The sequence below is a fragment of the Mesorhizobium sp. 128a genome (genome assembly GCF_053848025.1).
Map to the genome: position 1 here is coordinate 228586 of NZ_JBSPKY010000006.1, position 22261 is coordinate 250846.

General features: G+C 61.9%; 24 protein-coding genes. 8 read left to right on the forward strand and 16 right to left on the reverse strand.

All coding sequences use genetic code 11. The annotated features are described in order from the left end of the window. Positions 1-46: 46 nt before the first annotated feature. The 8 genes from bamA to ACWTU9_RS13480 all read right to left on the reverse strand — a co-directional run bounded on the left by bamA (position 47) and on the right by ACWTU9_RS13480 (position 8671). The gene (bamA, locus tag ACWTU9_RS13445; protein WP_455858677.1) at positions 47-2419 is read right to left on the reverse strand and encodes an outer membrane protein assembly factor BamA; all 2373 of its coding nucleotides are present in this window, start codon (positions 2417-2419) and stop codon (positions 47-49) included. A gap of 217 nt (positions 2420-2636) precedes the next feature. Continuing rightward, on the reverse strand, positions 2637-3779 hold the full coding sequence (gene rseP / locus ACWTU9_RS13450; protein WP_455858678.1) for an RIP metalloprotease RseP: 1143 nt from the start codon (positions 3777-3779) through the stop codon (positions 2637-2639). Positions 3780-3884: 105 nt separating this feature from the next. Continuing rightward, on the reverse strand, positions 3885-4700 hold the full coding sequence (locus ACWTU9_RS13455; protein WP_455858679.1) for a phosphatidate cytidylyltransferase: 816 nt from the start codon (positions 4698-4700) through the stop codon (positions 3885-3887). Positions 4701-4711: 11 nt separating this feature from the next. Next, a complete protein-coding gene (locus ACWTU9_RS13460; protein WP_455858680.1) occupies positions 4712-5434 on the reverse strand; it encodes an isoprenyl transferase in 723 nt (240 codons plus the stop codon). Between the two features lie 31 nt (positions 5435-5465). Then, complete coding sequence (frr, locus tag ACWTU9_RS13465; RefSeq protein ID WP_454575013.1) at positions 5466-6020, reverse strand: ribosome recycling factor; 555 nt, start codon at positions 6018-6020, stop codon at positions 5466-5468. A 104-nt stretch (positions 6021-6124) separates the two neighbouring features. Continuing rightward, entirely contained in the window at positions 6125-6847 is a 723-nt protein-coding gene (gene pyrH, locus ACWTU9_RS13470) for a UMP kinase (protein ID WP_455858681.1), read from the reverse strand. Between the two features lie 151 nt (positions 6848-6998). Then, positions 6999-8108, reverse strand: coding sequence for an aldo/keto reductase (locus ACWTU9_RS13475; RefSeq protein WP_455858682.1), 1110 nt, complete (start codon positions 8106-8108; stop codon positions 6999-7001). A gap of 35 nt (positions 8109-8143) precedes the next feature. Next, positions 8144-8671, reverse strand: a complete 528-nt coding sequence (locus tag ACWTU9_RS13480; protein ID WP_455858683.1) for a nuclear transport factor 2 family protein — start codon at positions 8669-8671, stop codon at positions 8144-8146. A gap of 111 nt (positions 8672-8782) precedes the next feature. On the opposite strand from ACWTU9_RS13480, the gene ACWTU9_RS13485 reads away from it, so the two are divergent. Beyond that, complete coding sequence (locus ACWTU9_RS13485; RefSeq protein WP_455858684.1) at positions 8783-9709, forward strand: LysR substrate-binding domain-containing protein; 927 nt, start codon at positions 8783-8785, stop codon at positions 9707-9709. Between the two features lie 34 nt (positions 9710-9743). On the opposite strand, the gene tsf is transcribed toward ACWTU9_RS13485, so the two are convergent. The 5 genes from tsf to ACWTU9_RS13510 all read right to left on the reverse strand — a co-directional run bounded on the left by tsf (position 9744) and on the right by ACWTU9_RS13510 (position 13537). After that, entirely contained in the window at positions 9744-10664 is a 921-nt protein-coding gene (gene tsf, locus ACWTU9_RS13490; protein ID WP_455858685.1) for a translation elongation factor Ts, read from the reverse strand. Between the two features lie 164 nt (positions 10665-10828). Beyond that, positions 10829-11611, reverse strand: coding sequence for a 30S ribosomal protein S2 (rpsB, locus tag ACWTU9_RS13495; RefSeq protein ID WP_142865747.1), 783 nt, complete (start codon positions 11609-11611; stop codon positions 10829-10831). Between the two features lie 177 nt (positions 11612-11788). Further along, positions 11789-12400, reverse strand: a complete 612-nt coding sequence (locus ACWTU9_RS13500; protein ID WP_454587008.1) for a LysE family translocator — start codon at positions 12398-12400, stop codon at positions 11789-11791. Further along, the gene (locus ACWTU9_RS13505) at positions 12397-12675 is read right to left on the reverse strand and encodes a DUF4031 domain-containing protein (protein ID WP_454587009.1); all 279 of its coding nucleotides are present in this window, start codon (positions 12673-12675) and stop codon (positions 12397-12399) included. Before ACWTU9_RS13505 ends, ACWTU9_RS13500 begins: the two co-directional genes overlap by 4 nt. 31 nt (positions 12676-12706) lie before the next feature. Next, positions 12707-13537, reverse strand: a complete 831-nt coding sequence (locus tag ACWTU9_RS13510; RefSeq protein ID WP_455858686.1) for a cell envelope integrity EipB family protein — start codon at positions 13535-13537, stop codon at positions 12707-12709. Between the two features lie 139 nt (positions 13538-13676). Here ACWTU9_RS13510 and ACWTU9_RS13515 point away from each other — a divergent pair, with 139 nt between their 5' ends. The 6 genes from ACWTU9_RS13515 to ACWTU9_RS13540 are packed head-to-tail and all read left to right on the forward strand — an operon-like array spanning position 13677 to position 17041. Beyond that, positions 13677-14141 carry a RidA family protein gene (locus tag ACWTU9_RS13515; RefSeq protein ID WP_454587011.1) on the forward strand — a complete coding sequence of 155 codons (465 nt, stop codon included), beginning with the start codon at positions 13677-13679 and terminating at the stop codon, positions 14139-14141. Between the two features lie 14 nt (positions 14142-14155). Further along, positions 14156-14884, forward strand: a complete 729-nt coding sequence (locus ACWTU9_RS13520) for a glycerophosphodiester phosphodiesterase (RefSeq protein ID WP_455858687.1) — start codon at positions 14156-14158, stop codon at positions 14882-14884. 55 nt (positions 14885-14939) lie between these two features. Then, positions 14940-16154, forward strand: a complete 1215-nt coding sequence (locus ACWTU9_RS13525) for a GNAT family N-acetyltransferase (protein ID WP_455858688.1) — start codon at positions 14940-14942, stop codon at positions 16152-16154. Continuing rightward, complete coding sequence (locus ACWTU9_RS13530; protein ID WP_455858689.1) at positions 16144-16308, forward strand: hypothetical protein; 165 nt, start codon at positions 16144-16146, stop codon at positions 16306-16308. The genes ACWTU9_RS13525 and ACWTU9_RS13530 overlap by 11 nt, the downstream gene beginning before the upstream one ends. 59 nt (positions 16309-16367) lie before the next feature. Beyond that, positions 16368-16796 carry an HIT family protein gene (locus ACWTU9_RS13535; RefSeq protein ID WP_455858690.1) on the forward strand — a complete coding sequence of 143 codons (429 nt, stop codon included), beginning with the start codon at positions 16368-16370 and terminating at the stop codon, positions 16794-16796. A 32-nt stretch (positions 16797-16828) separates the two neighbouring features. Further along, entirely contained in the window at positions 16829-17041 is a 213-nt protein-coding gene (locus tag ACWTU9_RS13540; protein ID WP_455858691.1) for a phosphatase PAP2 family protein, read from the forward strand. An 83-nt stretch (positions 17042-17124) separates the two neighbouring features. Here ACWTU9_RS13540 and clpA read toward each other — a convergent pair whose 3' ends face one another. The 3 genes from clpA to ACWTU9_RS13555 all read right to left on the reverse strand — a co-directional run bounded on the left by clpA (position 17125) and on the right by ACWTU9_RS13555 (position 20534). Next, positions 17125-19596, reverse strand: a complete 2472-nt coding sequence (gene clpA / locus ACWTU9_RS13545; protein WP_454574999.1) for an ATP-dependent Clp protease ATP-binding subunit ClpA — start codon at positions 19594-19596, stop codon at positions 17125-17127. A gap of 6 nt (positions 19597-19602) precedes the next feature. Next, entirely contained in the window at positions 19603-19929 is a 327-nt protein-coding gene (gene clpS / locus ACWTU9_RS13550) for an ATP-dependent Clp protease adapter ClpS (protein ID WP_023671012.1), read from the reverse strand. A gap of 275 nt (positions 19930-20204) precedes the next feature. After that, positions 20205-20534: a phasin family protein gene (locus ACWTU9_RS13555; protein ID WP_454574998.1), complete on the reverse strand. Its 330-nt coding sequence runs from the start codon at positions 20532-20534 to the stop codon at positions 20205-20207. Positions 20535-20876: 342 nt separating this feature from the next. Here ACWTU9_RS13555 and ACWTU9_RS13560 point away from each other — a divergent pair, with 342 nt between their 5' ends. Then, entirely contained in the window at positions 20877-22256 is a 1380-nt protein-coding gene (locus ACWTU9_RS13560; RefSeq protein WP_455858692.1) for a D-alanyl-D-alanine carboxypeptidase, read from the forward strand. The last annotated feature ends 5 nt before the right edge of the window (positions 22257-22261 follow it).

A 22261-nucleotide genomic window follows, 5' to 3' on the forward strand; every position in this document is an offset into this window, starting at 1 on the left:
ATTCACTCCCGAACCCCAACGGCCCGGAAGCATCGTTACCCGCGCATTAGAAGCGGCTCGACATGCCGAAGTTGAACTCCTGCACGTCGTCGGTCTTTTCCTTCTTGACGGGCATCGCGTAGTCAATGCGGATCGGGCCGAAAGGCGATGACCACAACAAGCCGACACCAACCGAGGCGCGCAGCTTCATGTCAGTTGAGGTTTGGGTGACACCAGCGGTGTCAATCGCGCTGCCATACAGTGTAGCGGCATCTGCAAACACGGCTCCGCGCAAACCAAAGCTTTCCGGAATGACCGGTACCGGGAACTGCATCTCCGCCGAGGCATTGAAATAAGTAGTGCCGCCGAGATGGTCACCCGTTGCAATATCCGCAGGACCGATACCACCATACTCGAAGCCGCGGATCATGCGGTCGCTGCTCTGGAACTGATCGAAGATACGCAGGCCGTCATCGCCATAGCCGGCAATATGGCCAGCGCCGCCTGAGATCAGGCCGACCAGATCCAGCTGTTCGGACAAGGTCTGGTAGACAGTGCCGCGACCCGTAACTTTGACGAATTTGGCATCACCACCAAGGCCGGCCACTTCCACACCCGTGGTGGCATAGATGCCCTCATGCGGGCTCTTCATGTCGTCGATGGTGTTGTAAACCAGCCCAAGGCTGACCGACGACTTGATCCACGGGCTATCGTCAATTCCCTCGACGATCGCCGGAGATATGTCGCAGTCGGCGTCGGGAACGCCATCGTGAGGTGTGTCGTCGCAACCGTCGTCGAGCTTGTACTTCTCCTGGGCGATATTGTACGCCAGCTGGGTCGAGATATTGTCGGTGATCGGTAGACCGAAGCGAACGGTCGCGCCCAGCGTCTCGCTGTCATACTTGGAGTAGTTTCGCGTCTGTTGGTAGATGTCAAAGCCCGCTGCGATGCGCCGCCCGAGGAAATAGGGCTCAGTGAAGGAGAGGCTGTAGTCGCGCGAATTCTTGCCGCCACCGGCCGAGACCTTGATGTACTGGCCGCGACCGAGGAAGTTGCGCTCCGCGATCGATCCTTCGACGGACGGACCTGCGGTCTCGCCACCGGTCGAATAACCGGCGCCGACCGAGAACTCGCCGGTCGACTTCTCGACCACGTCAACCACGAGCACGACCTGATCGGGTTCGGATCCCGGAACGGTCGAGATGTCGACTTTCTCAAAATAATCCAGCGCTTCCAGCCGCTTCTTCGCACGCTGGATCAAAACCTGGTTGAAGGCGTCGCCTTCACTGACGTCGAATTCGCGCCGAATGACATAGTCGCGCGTGCGATCGTTGCCGCGGATCTCGATGCGCTCGATATACGCCTTGGTGCCCTGGTCGATCGTATAGACAACCGAAATTGTGTGATTTTCGAAATTACGGTCGCCGCGCGGCGTGACCTGGGCGAAGGCATAGCCCGAACCCGCGACCGTCTCGGTCAGCGCGATGATGGTGTCCTCGACATCCTTGGCGTTGTAGACGTCGCCCTTGTGGGTCTGGACCACCGATTCCAGCGACTTCGAGTCGACCTCGGGAATGGTGCTCTCGACACTGACGTCGCCGAACGTATAGCGGTCGCCTTCCTGCACGGTGATGGTGACCGTGTACTGGTTGGTGGTGTCGTCGAGCTCGCCGACAGCGGAGACCACCTGGAAGTCGGCATAGCCGTGATTGTAGTAGAAACGACGCAGCGTCTCCTGGTCGGCGCGCAGCTTGTCCTCGTCATAGACGTCGTCGCGCAGCACAAAGGACAAGATACTCGAGCGCTTGGTGGCGATGACGTCGGACAAACGGCGGCTCGAATAGGCGCTGTTGCCGACGAAATTGACCGCAGCGATCTTGGTGCGACCGCCTTCGTTGATGTTGAAGACCACGTTTACCCGGTTGTCGCCGAGATCCATGATCTGCGTTGTGACGGCGGCATCGTCACGGCCGATACGCCTGTAGGCGGCCTTCACCGCCTCGACATCGGAATCCAGCGTTGCCTGGGAGAAGGTGCCACGCGGCTTCAACTGCACCGCAATTGCCAGGGCATTGTCCTTGAGCTTCTTGTTGCCCTGGAACAGCACCTGGTTGACGACCTGATATTCTGCGACCTTGACCACCAGCGTCGAGCCGACCTGGTTGATCTGGACGTCGGAGAACAACCCGGTGCCGAACAGCGCCTTGACCGCATCGTCGATATCGGCGCTGGAAAACGCCTTGCCGGGCTTGATCGTGATGTAATTGCGAATGGTGTCGGCGTCGACACGCTGGTTACCGCTGACCTCGACTCTCGAGACAACGGCCGCCTGCGCCGCAGATGTGGCAACGAACTGCACTGCGAGCGCGCCTGGCACAACCAGAGCGGCGGACATAGCCACCGCGGACGCGGCGCTCAAAAACTTGGATGCTGCCTTCATCGGGCTTTTGTACCTTTTCTCGAAGTCCCCACGGCGAGAAAACCGGACGTGCGGTAATTTCCCCTACCGTATTAACCGGATTTTCCCTACACGCAAGGCTTCTGGTTAATTTGTAATTACTTAACCCTGATGCGTGGCTTTCGCGTCACGCATACCCCCGTGCATGGTAAACGGCGTCTCAACATTGCCCGTGCCGAAGCCGAATTTCTTCATGATTTCAGCACCCAAACAGATCGTTCCAGAAAACGAAGCCCATAAATCCCAGCACCAGAAAGAGGCCGGCCCGGTACCCCATCTCCATCATCCGCTCCGATACCGGACGTCGGAAAACGGCTTCGATGGCGTAGAACAGGAGATGGCCGCCGTCGAGGGGGGGAATCGGCAAAAGGTTCAGAATTCCGATCCCGACTGACAGCAAAGCAACAAGTTGCACCAGCCATTCGAAGCCAAGTTTGGCCGCCTGCCCCGACATCTTGGCGATCTTGATCGGGCCGCCCAGCTGGCATTTGTCCTCGCGGCCGACAACGAAACGTTGCAGGAAGTGACCAGTGCCCTGAATGGCCTGCCCCGTCTGCTCAACCGCTGCACCGAGCGCGCCAATCGGGCTATAGGTGATCACCCTTGGCTGGCCGAGTTCCTTGTTGTTGACGACGCCGATGACGGCCACCCTGGTTTTGTTGCCCAGCGCGTCCTGCTGTTCCATCAACTCCGGCGTCGCGGTGACGGTGATCTCCTTGCCATCGCGCAGCATGGTGAAGGTGAGCGAGTCGCCGGCGCGGCCCTGCACAAGGCGCTGGACGTCGGCGAAGGTCTCAACCTTGCTGCCGTTGACGGAGACGAATCGATCGCCGGGCAAAATGCCGGCCTTTTCCGCCGGGCTACCGGCGGTGACTTGAGCCACCATCGGCTCCAGCACCGGGCGGCCATAGAGAGAAAACATCACGGTGAAGACGGCGATGGTCAAAAGGAAGTTGAACAGCGGCCCGGCAAACACCGTGGCCGCGCGTTTCCAGATCGGCCGGGTGTGGAAGGCAACTTCGCGTTCGGCATCGGTCAGCTTCTCCAGCCCTTCCGTGCCGGGCTGGCTCGACGTGACGCTCATGTCGCCGACGAATTTGACATAGCCGCCGAGCGGTATGGCGCAGAGCTTCCAGCGCGTGCCGTGGCTGTCGTTGAAGCCGAAAAGCTCGGGGCCGAAGCCGATCGAGAAAGCTTTTACGCCGATGCCGCACCAGCGGCCGACGAGATAGTGGCCCATTTCGTGAACGAAGACGACGACGGTCAGCACGAACAGAAACGGCACCAGCGTGCCGAGGACAAAGCCTTCCGTGCTGAAAAACGCGTGAAGAATCTCGTTCAAGTCGTGCCCTCAAAATTCACCCACGGCGAAAAGGTGACGCCGCGACTGTGACATCAATCCAGGCGAATCCGTGGCGCGCGCCATTTCTTCGCCGTTAAATACCGCTCAAGCCGGAAACAGCCCCTGCGCCGGATGATCGGCGCCCGCCGAAATCCAGCCGATGACGTATAGGGCGAAAGCCGCCGCGACAAGCCCGTCCACTCTGTCCATGACGCCGCCGTGCCCCGGTATCAATGCGCTGGAATCCTTACGGCCGTGGCGGCGCTTGACCCAGGATTCGAAGAGGTCGCCAGCCTGGGCAACAATCGACAACACCAACGCGACCAAAGCAAGCACGCCAAGATTGCCGGCCCCGGCGGCGGCAGCCAGAAGCACGCCGGCGACCACGCCGCCGACAGCACCGCCAAGTGCGCCGCTCTGCGTCTTGCCGGGCGATATCGATGGAGCGAGCTTGGGACCGCCGACGGCGCGGCCGACGAAATACGCAAAGATGTCGGTCGCCCAGACCACGGCGAACAGAAACAGGATCGCCACCAGGCCGGAACGGTCGCCGTCGCGCAGCAGCGCCAGCGACAGGCCCGACAGCGCCGCGTAGGCAAGGCCGGCGGCATCCCATTGCGCGGCTGCGCGCATGCGTGCGCCGACCGCCGCGACGACGACCATCGCCACGACAAGAAACAGCAGCCACGACGCCGGCACGCCGGCGACAAGGGCGCCGACGAAAACCAGAAGCAACGCTTCCGGAACGAATCCGAGGGCCGCACCGGCCGCAGGGCGCGACATGCGCGCCCACTCATAGAAGATGACCGCCACTATTCCCGCGCAAAGCAAGCGGAACCACAGCCCGCCCAACCAGGTCAAGCCAAGCGCCATCGCGGCCAGCACCAGCGCCGAAACGATGCGAAGCTGAAGATTGTTCATCCCGCCGCCGGTCACGAGGCGGCGACGTCTTGGGCGGTAAGCCCGCCAAAACGGCGCTCGCGGCCAGCAAAATCGCGCAGTGCGTCGGCCAGGTGCTCGCGGCTGAAATCGGGCCAGTAGCAAGGCAGGAAGACCAGTTCGCTGTAGGCGGCCTGCCACAAAAGGAAGTTCGACAGCCGAAGTTCGCCGCTGGTGCGAATGACCAGCTCCGGATCGGGAATGCCCGCGGTGTCGAGGGCGCCGGCAAAACTGTCTGCCCCGATCGCGTCGCTGTCGATCTCGCCGCGCGCCACTGCGGCCGCGAGCTTGCGCGCCGTGCGCACGATCTCGTCACGACCGCCATAGTTGAAGGCGATGACCAGCGTCAGCGCTTCATTGCGGGCGGTCAGCGATTCGGCCTCCTCCAGCAGGCCCCTGATGTCCGGCTGCAGCCCTGCCCTGTCACCGATTATTCTGACGCGCACGCCGCTCTGGTGCAGATCGGCCAGATCGCGGCGGATAAACAGCTTCAAAAGCCCCATCAGATCGCTGACTTCGGATTTGGGCCGCGACCAGTTCTCCGACGAAAAGGCGTAGACGGTCAGGAAGGAAATGCCGAGACCGGGTGCTGCGCGCACCGTCTTGCGCAGCGCCTCGACGCCGGCGCGATGGCCGGCAAGCCGCGGCATGCCGCGCGCCTTGGCCCAGCGTCCGTTTCCATCCATGATGATCGCGACATGCGCGGGCGTTGCCATAGTCTCGCTTTCGGGCCGGTGTAGGCCGACCCTAAACCTGCATGATTTCAGCTTCCTTATCGGAAAGCAGGTGGTCGATGGTGCTGATCGTCTCGTCGGTCAGCTTCTGGACCTGATCGGAGCGCTTGCGCTGATCGTCCTCGCTGATGTCGCCGTCCTTTTCCGCTTTCTTCAAGAAGTCCATGCCGTCGCGGCGGACATGGCGCACCGCAACGCGGGCGTTCTCGGCATAACCGTGCGAAATCTTGACCAGTTCCTTGCGGCGTTGCTCGTTGAGTTCAGGCAGCGGAATCCGCAGATTCGTACCATCGACGATCGGATTGAAGCCGAGATTGGATTCTCTGATGGCACGGTCGACAGCGCCGACCATCGACTTGTCCCAGACCGAAACCGAAATCATGCGCGGCTCCGGCACCGACACGTTCGCCACCTGGTTGATCGGCATGGCGGTGCCATAGGCCTGGACCTGGATCGCGTCGAGCAGATTGCTGGAGGCACGGCCGGTGCGCAGCGAAGCCAGATCGTGCTTGAACGCAGCAATCGCGCCGTCCATGCGCCGCTTGAGGTCGTCGAACTCACCACTCATCTTGGTCTCCTCGACCCGTTTGATCCGGGTTCACTGCTTAGGGCCCGTGTTTAAGCCCGCTTTGGAAAAACTGATCCCCTTTTCCGGAGAGTATATACTCCGGATCACTCGTCGGCGACGATCGTGCAACGGCCGCCGCCCCTCAGAATATCGCCGAAACCACCCTTTTCGTGGATCGAATAGACGATTATCGGGATGTTGTTTTCGCGCGCAAGTGCAATTGCGGCGGTATCCATGATCGAAAGCCCCTTGTTGATGACCTCGGCATGGCTGATGCGCTCAAAGCGGGTCGCATCCGGATCCTTCTTGGGATCGGCCGAATAGACACCGTCGACCTGGGTGCCTTTGAACAAGGCGTCGGCGCCGATCTCGGCGGCGCGCAGGGCTGCGGCCGAATCGGTGGTGAAGAACGGATTGCCGGTGCCGCCGGCGAAAATGACGACCTTGCCCTGGTTCATATAGGCGGTGGCCTGGCGCTGGGAAAAGCTTTCGCACAGTTCAGGCATGGCGATCGCCGACAGCACGACGGCGTCGACGCCGATCTTGTTCAGCGAAGTGCGCAGCGCCAGCGAGTTTATGACCGTGGCTAGCATGCCCATATGGTCGCCGGTGACGCGATCGCCGCCCTTGGACGCCACAGCCACGCCGCGAAAGATGTTGCCGCCGCCGATGACGACGCCGACCTCGATGCCGAGCGCGCGGGCTTCGGCGATGTCAGCCGCGATGCGGTCGACGACCGAGACATCGATGCCGAAATGCTGCTCGCCCATCAACGCTTCGCCCGACGCTTTCAGCAAGACACGTCGATAGAGGGGCTTTGCCGTCATCTGGACCTCGTCATTTTGCGTGTGGCGCGCCTGGGCAGGCCACCCCCGCGCGGGCGGCGCCGCTGGCGCGATGCCGAGTTCCGATACACGAAGGGCGCCGCGATGTCACGCGGCGCCCCATGCCCAATTCCGCCTCCCTCGTCGCGCTCCGTCAGTTGCTGGTGATGCTGACGGCGTCACCTTCGATCAGCAGCGGCGGCGCATAGAAGGGCGGCTTGTCGCCGGTCACGGCGCTGCCGGTAACACGAGCCTGGATCTCGGAACCGAAAAAGGAATAGGGGAAGGGCGGCGGCGTCTTGCTGACCGTATCCAGCCGCGCGCGAAGCTCGGCGGGAATCTCGAAATCCAGCGCCGCCAGATTGTCCTGCAGCTGCCCCAGTTTCGTGGCGCCAAGGATAACCGAGGCGATGCCCGGCTGCGTTGCCACCCAGTTGACCGCGACCTGAGCCATGCTGTGTCCGAGCTCGGCGGCGACCTTTTCGAGCTCCGCCACGATCGCCCAGTTGCGCTCAGAAAATTTCTGGAAGCCCGGATGGGTGGTGTTGCGAAAGCCGTCGAGGCGGCCGGCGTTGCCATCCTGCACCGGTCGGTATTTGCCGCTGAGCAGGCCGCTGGCCAGCGGGCTCCACACCATGATGCCGGCGCCATGGCGGGTGCCGAACGGCACGAATTCATGCTCGATCGAACGCTCCGCCAGCGAATATTCGAGCTGCAGGGCCGACACCGGCTCATAGCCGCGCAACTCGGCGATCGTTTGCGCGCGACCCGCATACCAGGCCGGCACATCGGACAGGCCGACATGGCGAATTTTGCCCGCACGCACGAGATCGTCCATCGTGCGCATGACCTCCTCGGCCGGCGTCAGCCGATCCCATACATGCAGGAGATAGAGGTCGATATAGTCGGTGCCCAACCGTTTCAGCGAGGCGTCGACGGCGCGCAAAATGTTCTTGCGGCCGTTGCCGCCGCCATTCGGGTTGCCAGGTTCCGCGTTGAAGGCGAATTTTGTGGCGATCACCGCACTGTCGCGCAAGCCCCGCTCGGCGATGAATTCGCCGAGCCAGGTTTCGGCGGTGCCACCGGTATAGAGGTCGGCGGTGTCGAAGAAATTACCACCGGCGTCGACATAAGCGTCGACCATGGCACGTGCCGTCTCCCTGTCCGCGCCCCAGCCCCATTCGGTGCCGAAGGTCATGGTTCCCAGCGCCAGCCGGCTGACCCGCAAGCCGCTGTTGCCGAGGGTGTAATAGGTCATGGTCATGGCGTGATTCCGATCCTGATTCTCTTGATGCCGGCTCACTGGCCGGGCGTGGTCTTGACCCAGGGATTGCCGCGCTCATGCGTGGCGCGGAAAATGAAGCCGTCGACCTTCCAGCCGGTGCCGGAGCGGACGAGACGGTGCTCGTAGGTGCCCCAGACTTCCCAGAGCGGGTCGCCATTGCCTTCCATCCGGTTCCAGGCATAGCCGTTGGAGGAGACGGTGGCCGCATCCGCTTCAAGCACCACCTGATGGTTGGTGCGCAGATGCAGGCTCGTCTTGCTGCCCCGGAGGTTGCCGGCCCAGGTGGCGATCACATCGTCGGAGGGGATGGTCGCCGCGGGCTGTCCCGACAGGCTGCTAAAGTCGACGGTAACACGGTCGGCGAAATAGGAACGCGCAAGCTTCCAGTCCTGCGCATCGACGGCACGGTCAATGGCGTCGGCGATGCGGATGACGGCGCGTTCGTCGGCGAGCGCGCGCCAGCCGGACGGCTCGGCGCCACCGGCATCGGCCGGCGCCAGGGCCAAGCCTGCCGCGAAGGTTAGTTGTTTCAAGGCGTTCATGTTTTTCTCCGCGCATCTGCCCACCGCCGATGTGTTGGCGACAATATGGTCCGCCACGCTGGCATCGGTAAGATTGCATTGTTTGCAAAGACTATGCGATATCATGCATGAATGGATCGCGCCCTGCTGAGCCATCTGCCTGTTGTCATTGCCGTCGCCCGGCGCGGCGGCTTCGCGCTTGCAGCGGCCGAACTCGGCATGAGCCCGTCCGCGGTCAGCCACGCCGTTCGCCTCGTGGAGGAGCGTATCGGCCAGCCGCTGTTTGCGCGCACGACGCGCAGCGTCTCATTGACGGAAGCCGGCAAGGTGCTGGTGGAGACGGCGGCCCCTGCCCTTCAGGACATTGCCGAGCGGATGGATCGCATCCGCGCCATCAGGGGCCGGCCCTCAGGCCTGCTCAGGCTCAACGTTCCCAACATCGCGATCCCACTTGCCGTCACGCCTGTGGTCGCGGCGCTGGCGGAGCGTTATCCGGATGTGACGGTCGAATTGCTTACCGACCAGGGCCTCATCGACATTGTTGGCGAGGGTTTCGACGCCGGCATCCGGCTGGGCGAAATGATCGCGCAAGACATGGTCACGGTCCGGCTGACGCAACCGTTCAAGGCCATCATCGTCGCCTCTCCCGCCTATGTCGGCCGGCATGGCCGCCCACGCGGCGTGGCCGATCTCGCGAACCATAATTGCATCGGCTACCGCCTCGTCCGCTCCGGCGCGCTTTATCGCTGGGACCTGACCGAGGATGGCAAGGATGTCGTGGTCGAGACGAAGGGCACCGTCATCGTTACGGATTCTCTGGCCGCGATCGACCTTGCGCTTGCCGGTGTCGGGCTGACCTATGTGTTCGAACCGCTGGTGCGCGCGGAGTTGGCCGCTGGCCGCCTTGTTCAGATCCTGCCGCAGACGGCAATCGAAGAGCCAGGCCTCTTCCTTTACTTCCCGCGCCGCGCATCGATGGCGCCGAAGCTCAGGGCCTTCATCGATACGGCACAAGAAATCGGCCGGGCATCCTTGCGGACACCCGGCCGAGTTGCCTGAGCTGAGAAGCCCCTTCAGGGGCTATTTCCAAGGATTATTTCTTCACCGCAGCCGCGACTTCCGCCGCGAAATCGGTCTCTTCCTTTTCGATGCCTTCGCCGAGCGCAAAACGCAGATAGGCGGAGATCTTGGCCGGGGCGCCGATTTCCTTCTCGGCATCCTTCAGCGCCTTCTCGACAGTGATGTCGGGATTGAGCACGAAGGCCTGCTTCAGGAGCACGACTTCCTCGTAGAACTTGCGCAGGCGGCCCTCGACCATCTTTTCGATGATCGCTTCCGGCTTGCCGGACTGGCGTGCCTGATCGGAGAAGATCGCCTTTTCGCGCTCGATCAGCGCCGGATCGACTTCCTCGACGGTCAGCGCGACCGGATTGGAGTTCGCGACATGCATGGCGACATGGCGGCCAAACGCGTTTGCGGCCTCCACGTTGCCCGTGGTTTCGATGGCAACCAGCACGCCGAGCTTGCCGAGACCGTCAGCGACCTTGTTATGCACATAGTTCGCCACGACGCCGTGCGCGACCGAGAGCTTGGTCGAGCGGCGGAAGCTCATGTTCTCGCCGATGGTGCCGACCGCGTCCTTGATGGTGTCGGCGACCGACTTGTCGGAACCCGGATACTTCGCGGCCGCCACGGCTTCGGTAGCGCCATAGGCAAGCGCAACCTTGGCAACGTTGGTGACGATCTCCTGGAAAGCGGCGTTGCGAGCAACGAAATCGGTCTCGGAGTTGACCTCGACAATGGCGGCCTCGCGCAGGCCGGCATCGACGCCGATCAGGCCTTCGGCGGCGGTGCGGCCGGCCTTCTTGTCGGCCTTGGAGATGCCCTTCTTGCGCAGCCAGTCGACGGCCTCTTCCATGTTGCCGTTGGTCTCGGTCAACGCCGCCTTGCAGTCCATCATGCCCGCGCCGGTCAAGTCGCGGAGTTCTTTGACCTGTGCAGCCGAAATGCTCATTGTCGCCTCTTTGTTTTAAATACACCGACGCACCACCGGTACTCGGTGATGCGTCTGCTTTGTTTTATGCATGTCGTCATCCCAAAACCGCTGCGCACTTTTGGGCGACATGCATTAGCGTGCCAAAATATTAGAAAGATGAAGGCCGGGACCGGCCTCCGCTATCAGGCTTCCGGGGTCTCGGCCGCCGGGGTCGGATCGAGCGCCGGCTCTACCGGAGCCTCGACCGAGGCGCCGATGTCGACGCCGAGCGCGCCCTGCTGGCGAGCGATTCCGTCGATCGCAGCCTTGGCGATCAAATCGCAATAGAGCTGGATGGCGCGGGCCGCATCGTCGTTGCCGGGGATCGGGAAGTCGATTTTGTCCGGATCGCAGTTCGAATCGATGATGGCGACGACCGGGATGCCGAGGCGCTTGGCCTCGAGGATGGCGATCGCTTCCTTGTTGGTGTCGATGACGAACATCAGGTCGGGCGTTGAGCCCATATCCTTGATGCCGCCGAGCGCCTTGTCGAGCTTCTCGCGCTCGCGGTCGAGGTTGAGGCGTTCCTTCTTGGTCAGGCCCTGAGCCTCACCCGCCAGCATCTCGTCGAGCTTGCGCAGGCGCTGGATCGAATTCGAGATCGTCTTCCAGTTGGTCAGCATGCCGCCGAGCCAACGCGAGTTGACGTAGTACTGGGCCGAACGCTGCGCCGCGTCAGCGACGATGTCCGACGCCTGGCGCTTGGTGCCGACGAACAGCACGCGGCCGCCCTTGGCGACGGTGTCGGAAACCTGCTTCAGCGCCTGGTGCAGCAAAGGCACCGTCTGCGAGAGGTCGATGATGTGGATGTTGTTGCGGGCGCCGTAGATGTAGGGCGCCATTTTCGGGTTCCAGCGGTGGGTCTGGTGGCCGAAGTGAATGCCAGCTTCCAAAAGCTGGCGCATGCTGAAATCAGGCAGTGCCATTCTTAGTTCCTTTTCCGGTTAGCCTCCACGGACACAGGCATTTTTGGACTTTGTCCTCGAACGCCACCGGAGGTTTCAGCCGGATTTCTCCCGGGCAGACACCAAAGTCCGTGTGTGGAATGAGCGCGCATATAGAGGGGAAGTGCTGCAAACGCAAGCGGTGAGGCGCGTTAGCGCTTAGCGTGCGGCAATCAGCGCTCCGGTGCCGATCATGGCACTGCCGGCAAACCGGTTCATCAGCCGCATGCGTTTGGGTGTCCTGAACCAGCCGGATGCCCTGCCCGCCAGCGCGGCGTAGGTGCCCATGGTGAGGATGTTGACGCTGACGACGACAGCCACCACCAGCACGCCATCGGCAAATGTCATGGTGTCGAGGTTGAGAATGAGGGGCATGATCGAAGCATGGAACAGAATCGCCTTCGGGTTTCCAAGCGCCACGGACGCGCCAAGCAGGAATGACCGCGACAATCTGGCTTGAGGCATCGCCTGCGCGATCGATTGCGCGGCGGCGGCCCGCCACATCCTGACGCCGAGAAAGATCAGGTAAGCCGCACCGGCATATTTCAAGGCGAGAAACACCCATTCGAAAGTCTGGGCCAGCGCCACCAGTCCAAGCAGCGCCAAGGTAACCAGAACCGCATCGCCAGCGGCTATGCCAATTCCGGCGACGAAGGCGCGCAGGAAGCCGCGCGATACGCCGTTGGTGATTACCGTGAACATCGCCGGACCCGGCGTTGCAGCGGCAAGCGTGATGGCAAGGCAATACGCCAGGAATGCCGTTAAAGTCACGATCGGCCCTTTCCGTTGGGTACCCGCACGCGCCGGAAGATCGCGACGATCTCCTCGCGGCTGCATTCGATGGCGCCGAGCCGCACCGCGCGGTCGCGCTCGAAGCCGGTTATGTCATAGTGCGGAGCCGATGTCTTGGGCGGTCCCTGGTAGGACGAACGCTTGACGCCAAGCTCGGTGGCGAAACGATGCAGTTCGTCGGTATCGTCGGCCATCAGGTGGCACCAGCGATGGCCGGCCCACTTCCAGATCGCTGCATCGACATAAACCGCCATCAAGCCTGCCGTGGCCAGCTCCATCCTGTTGCTATTTCGAGACCGGGCAGGGCTTGGTCTGGTCGAACAGCGACAAGTTGACCAGCTTGCCGGTCATCGAGAACTCGCCATAGTCCATGGTAAGGTCGCGGGTGATGCCGTTCTCATGCAGCTTGAAGCTGATGCGGTATTCCGGCACCTCTTCGCCCGATTTGTCGGTCTCGTCGAAATAGGCGATGTCTACTGGCCAGTATTTGTCGCCGGCAAGCTTGGCAAGCGCCGGCGCTTCGGGGTCGGCCTTGTCGCCCTCGGTCTTCTTGCCGACGATGACGGTGGTGGTCATCACCTTGTTGGCGTCCTCCGAACCGTCGAACAGGCTGGTTTCGTAGAAATTCTCACCCTTTTCGGCCTTGCCGATCAGCTCGACCAGATGCTGGGTCGGGAACTGGGTGGCGGCAAGTTCGAGGCTGTTTTTCTCGGGCTTGTCGATGTCGACCTTGAGGCCCTTGGTCTCTTTGGTGGCCGTGCCCTTGACCTCCTTGTCGAGGTTCTGGTCGGAGAAGGATTTGGTCACGAACGAAAAGGTCTTGCCTTCGGCGTCCTCAAAGGTGGTCGTCTGCTGGTCTGTCAACTTCGTACCGTCGGCGGTGACGATCTGGGTGACGAAGCGGAATTTCACCGTGTAACCCTCGCAGGACGAGCCATTGAACTCGTAGACCATGCGGCCGGTGATGCCGGTGATTCCCGAGCGGTCCGAGGCCTTGTCGAGGGTAAGATCATAGACGGCTCGATGCGCCTGCAGCGCCGGCACGGCAAAGGCGGGAGCCACCGAGAAGATCGCCGGCCACAGGACGGCATGGAAGGCAAGGCGCGTTGCGCGCATATGGGGCTCCGATCGTCGCGGCTGATGGCAGGCCGCAGGTAAAGATGGTCCAGCTTAAAAAAAGTCGTGGCGGAAGCGAGGCAAAAATAGCAATTTCGGCCCCGGCCAGCGCGGCGTCTCCAAGCAATAGGGAAATACCATGAGTGAAACAATCGAAAAGCGGCTAAGCGATCTCGGCGTGACGTTACCGGCCGCCGCGGCGCCCGCCGCGAACTATGTGCCCTATTGCAGGTCCGGCAATCTTTTGTTCACCGCCGGGCAGCTGCCACTCAAGGACGGCAAGCTGCAGGCAAGCGGCCTGCTCGGCCGCGACATCGACACGGCAGCCGGCAAGGAAGGTGCAAAATACTGCGCAATCAACATCTTGGCGCAGGCCAAGGCGGCGCTTGGCGATCTCGAAAAGATCCAGCGTCTGGTCAAGATCACCGTCTTCGTCGCATCGGTGCCGGATTTCGTCGAGCAGCATCTGGTCGCCAACGGCGCCTCCGATTTCCTGGTCGCCGTCCTTGGCGAACGCGGCAAGCATGCCCGCTCAGCCGTCGGCACCGCCTCGCTGCCGCTTAATGCCGCAGTGGAAATCGAAGCCGTCTTCGAAGTCGCATAAGCAGGGACTGAGCGATGACCGACCTTTCCTGGCTGACTGCCCGCCCCGTGGCGCATCGCGGCCTTCACGACATGAACAAGATGCGCTGGGAGAACACGCTCTCGGCCTTCACTGCTGCCGCCGAGCGCGGCTACGCGATCGAGTGCGACGTGCATTTGTCGTCCGACCGCGTTCCCGTCATCATGCATGATGGCGACCTCAAACGGCTGACCGGTCAGGACGGCTTTGTCTGGCAGCGCACGGCGGCGGAACTGGCGGCGCTAAGGATCGGCGGTACCAAGGACCATGTGCCGACGCTGCAGGAAGCGCTCGACCTTGTCGACGGCCGCGTGCCGATGGTTGTCGAACTGAAGGGCGTGCCCGGCTATGACGAGGGGCTGGTGGCCAGCGTCGGCAATATGCTCAGACGCTACAAGGGCAAAGCCGCGATCATGTCGTTCGACCACTGGCTGGTCCGCGATTTCCCCAAGGACGCGCCTGGCATTCCTGGCGGGCTGACGGCCTATGGCAGGGATAACCAACTGATCGAGGCCCATTTCGCCATGCTGGCACATGACCTTGCCTTCACCTCCTATGCCGCGGGCGATTTGCCGAATCCGTTCGTCAGCTTCGTGCGCGAAAAGTTGAAAATGCCCGTCATCACCTGGACGGTGCACGACCAGCCGGCGGTCGATCTCACCTTCAAATACGCAGACCAGATGACGTTCGAAGGGTTCGAACCCGATCTGGTCAAAGTCGCCTGACACAAGTGCCTGAAACGTGACTTGTAGCGGCCCGGACAGAGCTTAAATAAGGCTCATGGATCAAGGTGACGAAGGCGATGGGCAAACGGCGAATGCGGAGTTTTCCATCCGCATCGCCGCCGGCATCGGCGCCTTCACCTGCGATGAGTGGAACGGCTTTGGCGGCACCACGCGCGGCGATGCAGAAACCAGCTACAACCCTCTCGTTTCCTTTGCTTTTTTAAGTGCGCTCGAGGATTCCGGCTGCGCCGTTCGGCGCACCGGCTGGCAGGGCCATCATCTTCGGCTGGAGAATGCGCAAGGCAGGCTGCTAGGCGCGGTGCCTTGCTATCTCAAATCGCACAGCCAGGGCGAATATGTCTTCGACCATGGCTGGTCGGATGCTTTCGAGCGCGCCGGTGGCCGTTACTACCCAAAACTGCAGTGCGCCGTGCCGTTCTCCCCGGTCACCGGCCCACGCCTGCTGGTCAGCAGGGGCGAGGACAACGCTACTGTTAAAGCCGGTCTCGCGGCAGGCCTGAAGGCGCTGACGGAAAAGCTCGGTGTCTCGTCCGCGCACGTCACTTTTGCGCAAGAAAGTGATATCGAGACGCTGGAGGCGGCGGGCTTTCTGCATCGCACCGACCAGCAGTTCCACTTCTTCAACGAAGGCTTTTCGACCTATGATGACTTCCTTGCCACGCTGGCGTCGCGCAAGCGCAAGGCGATGAAGAAGGAGCGTCGTGAGGCGCTCGCAAACGATATCTCGATCGACCGGCTGACCGGCAAAGACCTGACCGAAAAGGCCTGGGATGATTTGTTTGCCTTCTACATGGACACTGGCAGCCGCAAATGGGGCCGCCCCTATCTCAACCGCAAGTTCTTCTCGCTGATCGGCGAGCGCATGGCCGACGATATCCTGCTGGTCATGGCCAAGCGCAATGGCCGCTATATCGCCGGCGCCATCAACTTCATCGGCTCCGACGCGCTTTACGGGCGCAATTGGGGTTGCATTGAGGACCACCCGTTCCTGCATTTCGAAGTCTGCTATCATCAGGCGATCGACTTCGCCATCGAGCGCAAGCTGAAGGTGGTCGAAGCGGGCGCGCAAGGCGAGCACAAGCTGGCGCGTGGCTACCGTCCCGTGACCATGCATTCGGCGCACTACATCGCACATCCCGGCCTGCGCAATGCGGTGGCCGACTATCTCCGGCGCGAACGGCGCGAAGTCGAGCGGATGGGCGAAATTCTGGAAGAACATACGCCGTTCCGCAAGGATCTTGAGGAGTAGCAGTCTGTCGTCCCGGGTGCGACTTGATCCGGTCTTCACCACCCGTGCCGCTTTGCTAGACGACGACCCGATCGTCTATTTCGACCGCCTCTCGACGAAAAAGCGGCACTTCCATCGAGCGCTGGTCCAAGCCGCGATGGTCGATCTCGCCTGACCGACTTGCCGGTCCGGGACAGCTTCGCTACACCGGGAGCATACTCCCGGAGTAACGCCATGACCGAGGCTTACGACCCCAGCAATATCTTCGCAAAGATCCTGCGCGGCGAAATTCCCTCGCACCATGTCTACGAGGATGACGCGGTGGTCGCCTTCATGGATGTCATGCCGCAAGGGCCCGGGCACACGCTGGTGGTGCCTAAGGCGGCGTCGCGCAATCTGCTCGATGCCGATCCGTCGACGTTCGGCGCGCTGTTCACGGTCGTCCAGAAGGTGGCGCTGGCGGTCAAAAGAGCTTTCGGCGCCGACGGCGTCACCATCCTGCAGTTCAACGAACCGGCCTCTGGGCAGACCGTCTATCACCTGCACGTCCATGTCATCCCGCGGTTCGAAGGCATCGCGCTGAAGCCGCATACGGGACAGATGGAGAAGCCCGAAGTCCTGGCCGAGAACGCAGGCAAGATCCGGGCAGTGCTGAACGGTTGAAGCTGGGTTGCCTTAAGGCGATGGGCTCGGCGATGGTGGTGCTTTTCGCGCTTTATGCAACGCGCCGCTCTCGGTTGGTTGGCCTGTTGATGTGGGCATACGCCGCCATCATCATGATCGGTTCAGTTGTCCTTGGCTGGCACTATGCCATGGATGGCTACGCGAGCGTGCTGATCTCGATCGCCATATGGAAGGCGTGCGGTCGTGTCCTGGCTCGCTTCGCACCCGACGGCGCTACCGCCTGACCTCAAGGCGCCCTGTTTCGGCAAACCGGCCAGCCAACGAAAAAAGCCCCGTTGCCGGGGCTTTTCTTTGTTTTTCGAGCCTGTCAGCCCTTGCGTGGCAGTTGCGGCACCAGGCTGCGCTTGCCGCCATCCTTGCCTTTGGGCTCAGGCTTCTGCGCCACCGCCTTCTTGGCGACCGGCTTCTTGGCCACCGCCTTGCGGGGTTTCGGCGCCTCCGCCTCTTCCGGCTCCTGCTTCGGCTGCACCGGCGCTTCGTCGGCCAGCGATTCGAGCTTCAGGCCGGTTTCGCCGGTTTCCTTCTTCTCGACGGTGACCCGCACCGTGCCGCCCTTCTTGAGCTTGCCGAACAGCACCTCGTCGGCCAACGGCTTCTTGATGTGCTCCTGGATGACCCGGCCGAGCGGCCGCGCACCCATGCGCTCATCATAGCCCTTGTCGGCGAGCCAGGCGATCGCGTCCGGCGACAGGTCGAAGGTGACACCACGCTCGGAGAGCTGGGCCTCGAGCTGCATGACGAACTTCTGCACCACCTGATGGATGACCGGCACCGGCAGCGAGCCGAACGGGATGATCGCATCGAGACGGTTGCGGAATTCCGGCGTGAACAGCCGGTTAATCGCCTCGACATCGTCGCCTTCGCGCTTGGTCGAGCCGAAACCGATCGCCGCGCGCTGCGCATCGGATGCGCCCGCATTGGTGGTCATGATCAGGATGACATTGCGGAAGTCGATCTGCTTGCCGTTGTGGTCGGTCAGCTTGCCGTGGTCCATGACCTGCAACAGGATGTTGAACAGGTCCGGATGCGCCTTCTCCACCTCGTCGAGCAGCAGCACGCAGTGCGGATGCTGGTCGACGCCGTCGGTCAACAGGCCGCCCTGATCGAAGCCGACATAGCCGGGAGGCGCGCCGATCAGCCGCGAGACGGTGTGGCGTTCCATATATTCCGACATGTCGAAGCGGATCAGCTCAACGCCGAGCGAGGCGGCGAGCTGCTTGGCCACTTCGGTCTTGCCGACGCCGGTCGGGCCCGAGAACAGGTAAGAGCCGATCGGCTTTTCCGGTTCGCGCAGGCCGGCACGCGCCAGCTTGATCGCCGAGGTCAGCGCGGTGATCGCGGTGTCCTGGCCGTAGACGACGCGCTTCAGCTCGACATCGAGGCCTTGCAGCACCTTCTCGTCGTCGGCCGAAACCGTCTTCGGCGGGATGCGGGCCATGGTGGCGATCGTCGCTTCGATCTCCTTGATGCCGATGGTCTTCTTGCGCTTGGCTTCCGGCACCAGCATCTGCGAAGCGCCGGTCTCGTCGATCACGTCGATCGCCTTGTCCGGCAGCTTGCGGTCGTTGATGTAGCGCGCCGACAGCTCCACCGAGGCCTTGATCGCCTCGTTGGTGAACTTCACCTTGTGGAATTCCTCATAATAGGGCTTGAGGCCCTTCATGATCTCGATGGCGTCCTCGACGGTCGGTTCGTTGACGTCGATCTTCTGGAAGCGCCGCACCAGAGCGCGGTCCTTCTCGAAGAACTGGCGGAACTCCTTGTAGGTGGTCGAGCCAATGCAACGGATGGCACCCGAAGACAGCGCCGGCTTCAACAGGTTCGACGCATCCATGGCGCCGCCCGAGGTTGCGCCGGCACCGATGACGGTGTGGATCTCGTCGATGAACAGCACGGCGCCCGGATAGTCCTCGAGCTCCTTGACGACCTGCTTCAGCCGCTCTTCGAAATCGCCGCGATAGCGGGTGCCGGCCAAAAGCGTGCCCATGTCGAGCGCGAAGATGGTGGCGTCCTGCAGCACTTCCGGCACATCGCCTTCGACGATGCGCTTGGCCAGACCTTCGGCAATCGCCGTCTTGCCGACGCCGGGATCGCCGACATAGAGAGGGTTGTTCTTGGAGCGGCGGCACAGCACCTGGATGGTGCGGTTGATCTCGCTCTCGCGGCCGATCAGCGGATCGATCTTGCCGGCCTTGGCCTTGTTGTTGAGGTTGACGCAATAAGCCGTCAGCGCATCCTGCTGCTGCTTCTTCTTGCCACCTTCCTCCTGCGGCTCGGCGCCGTTCTGGCCGCCCTGCTCGTCATCGGCGCCGCGCGGCGAGCGCGTCTCCGAAGCTCCGGGGCGCTTGGCGATGCCATGCGATATGTAGTTGACCGCGTCGTAACGGGTCATCTGCTGTTCCTGCAGGAAATAGGCGGCATGGCTCTCGCGCTCGGCAAAGATGGCGACGAGCACGTTTGCGCCGGACACTTCCTCGCGGCCCGACGACTGCACATGGATCACTGCGCGCTGGATGACGCGCTGGAAGCCGGCGGTCGGCTTGGAATCCTCATCGTAACCGGTGACGAGGTTGTCGAGCTCGGTGTCGATATAGGTGAGAACGGTGTGCTTCAGCTCGTCGAGATCGACGTTGCAGGCGCGCATGACTGCGGCCGCCTCGGTGTCGTCGATGAGCGCGAGCAGCAGGTGTTCAAGGGTTGCATATTCATGGTGCCGCTCATTGGCGAGCGTCAGCGCCTGGTGAAGCGCCTTTTCCAGGCCTTGGGAGAAAGCCGGCATGTTACCTCACTTCTTCTCCATCACGCATTGCAGCGGATGCTGATTCTGTCGGGCGAAATCCATGACCTGGGACACTTTGGTCTCGGCCACCTCGAATGTATAGACCCCGCACTCGCCCACTCCATGATTATGAACATGAAGCATGATGCGTGTGGCGGCTTCGCGGTCCTTTTGAAAAAAACGCTCCAGGACGTGAACCACGAACTCCATGGGCGTGTAGTCGTCGTTGAGGATAAGGACCCGATAAAGGCTGGGCTTCTTGGTCTTGGTTTTCGTGCGCGTAATGACAGCCGTGCCGCGACCGGCCTCATTGCCGTCGCCGTCACTTTGCATCCGCACCACGCTTGTCGTGGCAGTCAAACCGATCGTCACGTAATCCTGCCTTTTCGAATCCCCATGCGAGTTCGACATGTAGGTGTTCGATGGACGATTTTAAGCCCTTCTTGTTAGCTGACAATATGGCTAGGTGGGCAAACCGAGGCGTTTTTCAAAATCGTGAACCGCCAAGGCCGCGGAATTGAAACCGGCATGAAAAAACCCGGCCGCGCATCCGCGACCGGGTCTGTTTTGCAAGCCCGAAAGGCCGTGCCTGGTATTTTGGCGCGAAATTACTTCGCCTTGGCGACAATCGATTCGAAGGGCTTGTAGGCCTCCTTGGCGAGCTCGGCGTAGAGATCGCCGAACTTGGTCGCCTCGGCGACGAAGCTCTCATAGCTCTGCTTGGCGAAGTCGGACTGGATCTCGATCGCCTTTTCCAGCGACTTGGCGGTGAACAGCTTTTCGACCGCGGCGCTGCCGGCTTCGAAGCTCTTCTTGGTGTATTCGCCGGCTTCGGTGGCGATCGCCTGCGCGCTCTTGGAGAGCGAAGCGAAGCTCTTCAATCCGGTGTCGGCAAACTCTTTCCCGTATTTCGAGAAGTCCTCATAGGTCTGGGTCATTTCACGTCTCCCTTGGCGGTTTTAAGGCGCCCTTGCCTGAGCGCAGTTGTGCAATGCAGGAGAGTATATTGTGCGCTGCACAAAAGTCAAGATTTCCGCGGCATCGGGGCCGTGCTGCGCCGGCAACCGCTAAAATTCGAATAAAGAAAGCCTCAAGCCCGAGGAAAATGGTGAACGCGCCGGTTACCATAAACGGATTGGTAACGCAGGCTGCGATAGTTTGACGACAAGTGAGGCCGGATCCCTTTGCCGCCTCCGGGGCAATGAGTTTCAAAGGAACTATCAGTGCGTCAGGCGTTGTCGGTCTTCGGTTCAAAATCCGCATCTTCCCTCAAAACGATCATGATCCTCGCTTTGGCGATGTCATTCGTCGTTGCGGATGCCGCATCGTCGATGGCCGCCAGGTCGTCGGCGATCGTCGTCGATGCCAAGACCGGCAAGGTGCTTTATTCGTCCGATGCCAATGGCCGGCGCTACCCGGCGTCGCTGACCAAGATGATGACGCTCTATCTGACCTTCGAGGCCATGGCGAAGGGCAGGATCAGCAAGAACACGCCGGTGCCGTTTTCTGCCAAGGCTGCGGCCGAGCCGCCGACCAAGCTTGGCGTCAAGGCCGGCGGAGCGGTTTCCGTCGAGACCGCCATCCTGTCGATGGTGACCAAGTCGGCCAATGATTCGGCGACCGCGCTCGGCGAACTGCTCGGCGGCAGCGAGAGCAATTTCGCCCGCATGATGACGGCCAAGGCGCGGCAGCTCGGCATGGACGGCACCGTGTTTCGCAATGCCAACGGCCTGCCCGATCCCGGCCAGTTCACCACCGCCCACGACATGGCGATGCTCGGCATCGCGCTCAGGGAACATTACCCGCAATATTACGGCTATTTCTCGCAGCGCTCCTTTCTCTATGGACGCCAGCGCATCAACGGCCACAACCGGCTACTCGGCCGCATCAAGGGCGTCGACGGCATCAAGACCGGCTATACCCGCGCCTCAGGCTTCAATCTCGTTTCGTCGGTTTCCGACGGCAATCGCCGCCTCGTCGCCGTCGTCATGGGCGGCACGTCGGGGCGCAGCCGCGACAACCAGATGGCCGGATTGATCAACGCCTACATGCCGCGCGCATCGACACGCGGTGACGGCGCCCTGGTCGCCAAGGCCGGCGGCGACAATCCGATCAAGGCGCTGGCCAAGGTTTTCCTTCCCAAGCATGACGCGCCGACGCCGGACGACAAGCCGGTGGTTGCAGACGATGCGGTGGCGTCCAACGACGATCCGACATCTGTCGACGAGCAGTCTGCCGACGAACAGACGGTGGCCGCGGTCGAAGAGCCCGCCCCCGTCGTCAAGACCAGGAAGGTCAAGACCGTCATCGTGACGGCGCCCAAGGTCGAAACGGCACAAGTGGTTGCGGCTTACGCCGAACCCGCGCCAGCAGCACCTCCGGCGGTCGACCCGGTAAACACTGCCTCGGTGCCGTCCGGCTGGGCGGTGCAGGTGGCGTCCTCGCCCAAGCAGTCCGAAGCGCAGGCTTTCCTCGACAAGACCGCCAAGCAAGCGCCGAAGATCCTTGCTTCCGCCTCCGGCTTCACGGTCGCTTTCGACAAGGATGGCGAGACCTATTACCGCGCCCGCTTCGGCGGTTTCGGTTCGAAGGATGCGGCCTGGAATGCCTGCAATGCTCTGAAGAAGAAGAAAATTACCTGTTACGCCGTCCAGCAATAGGGCGA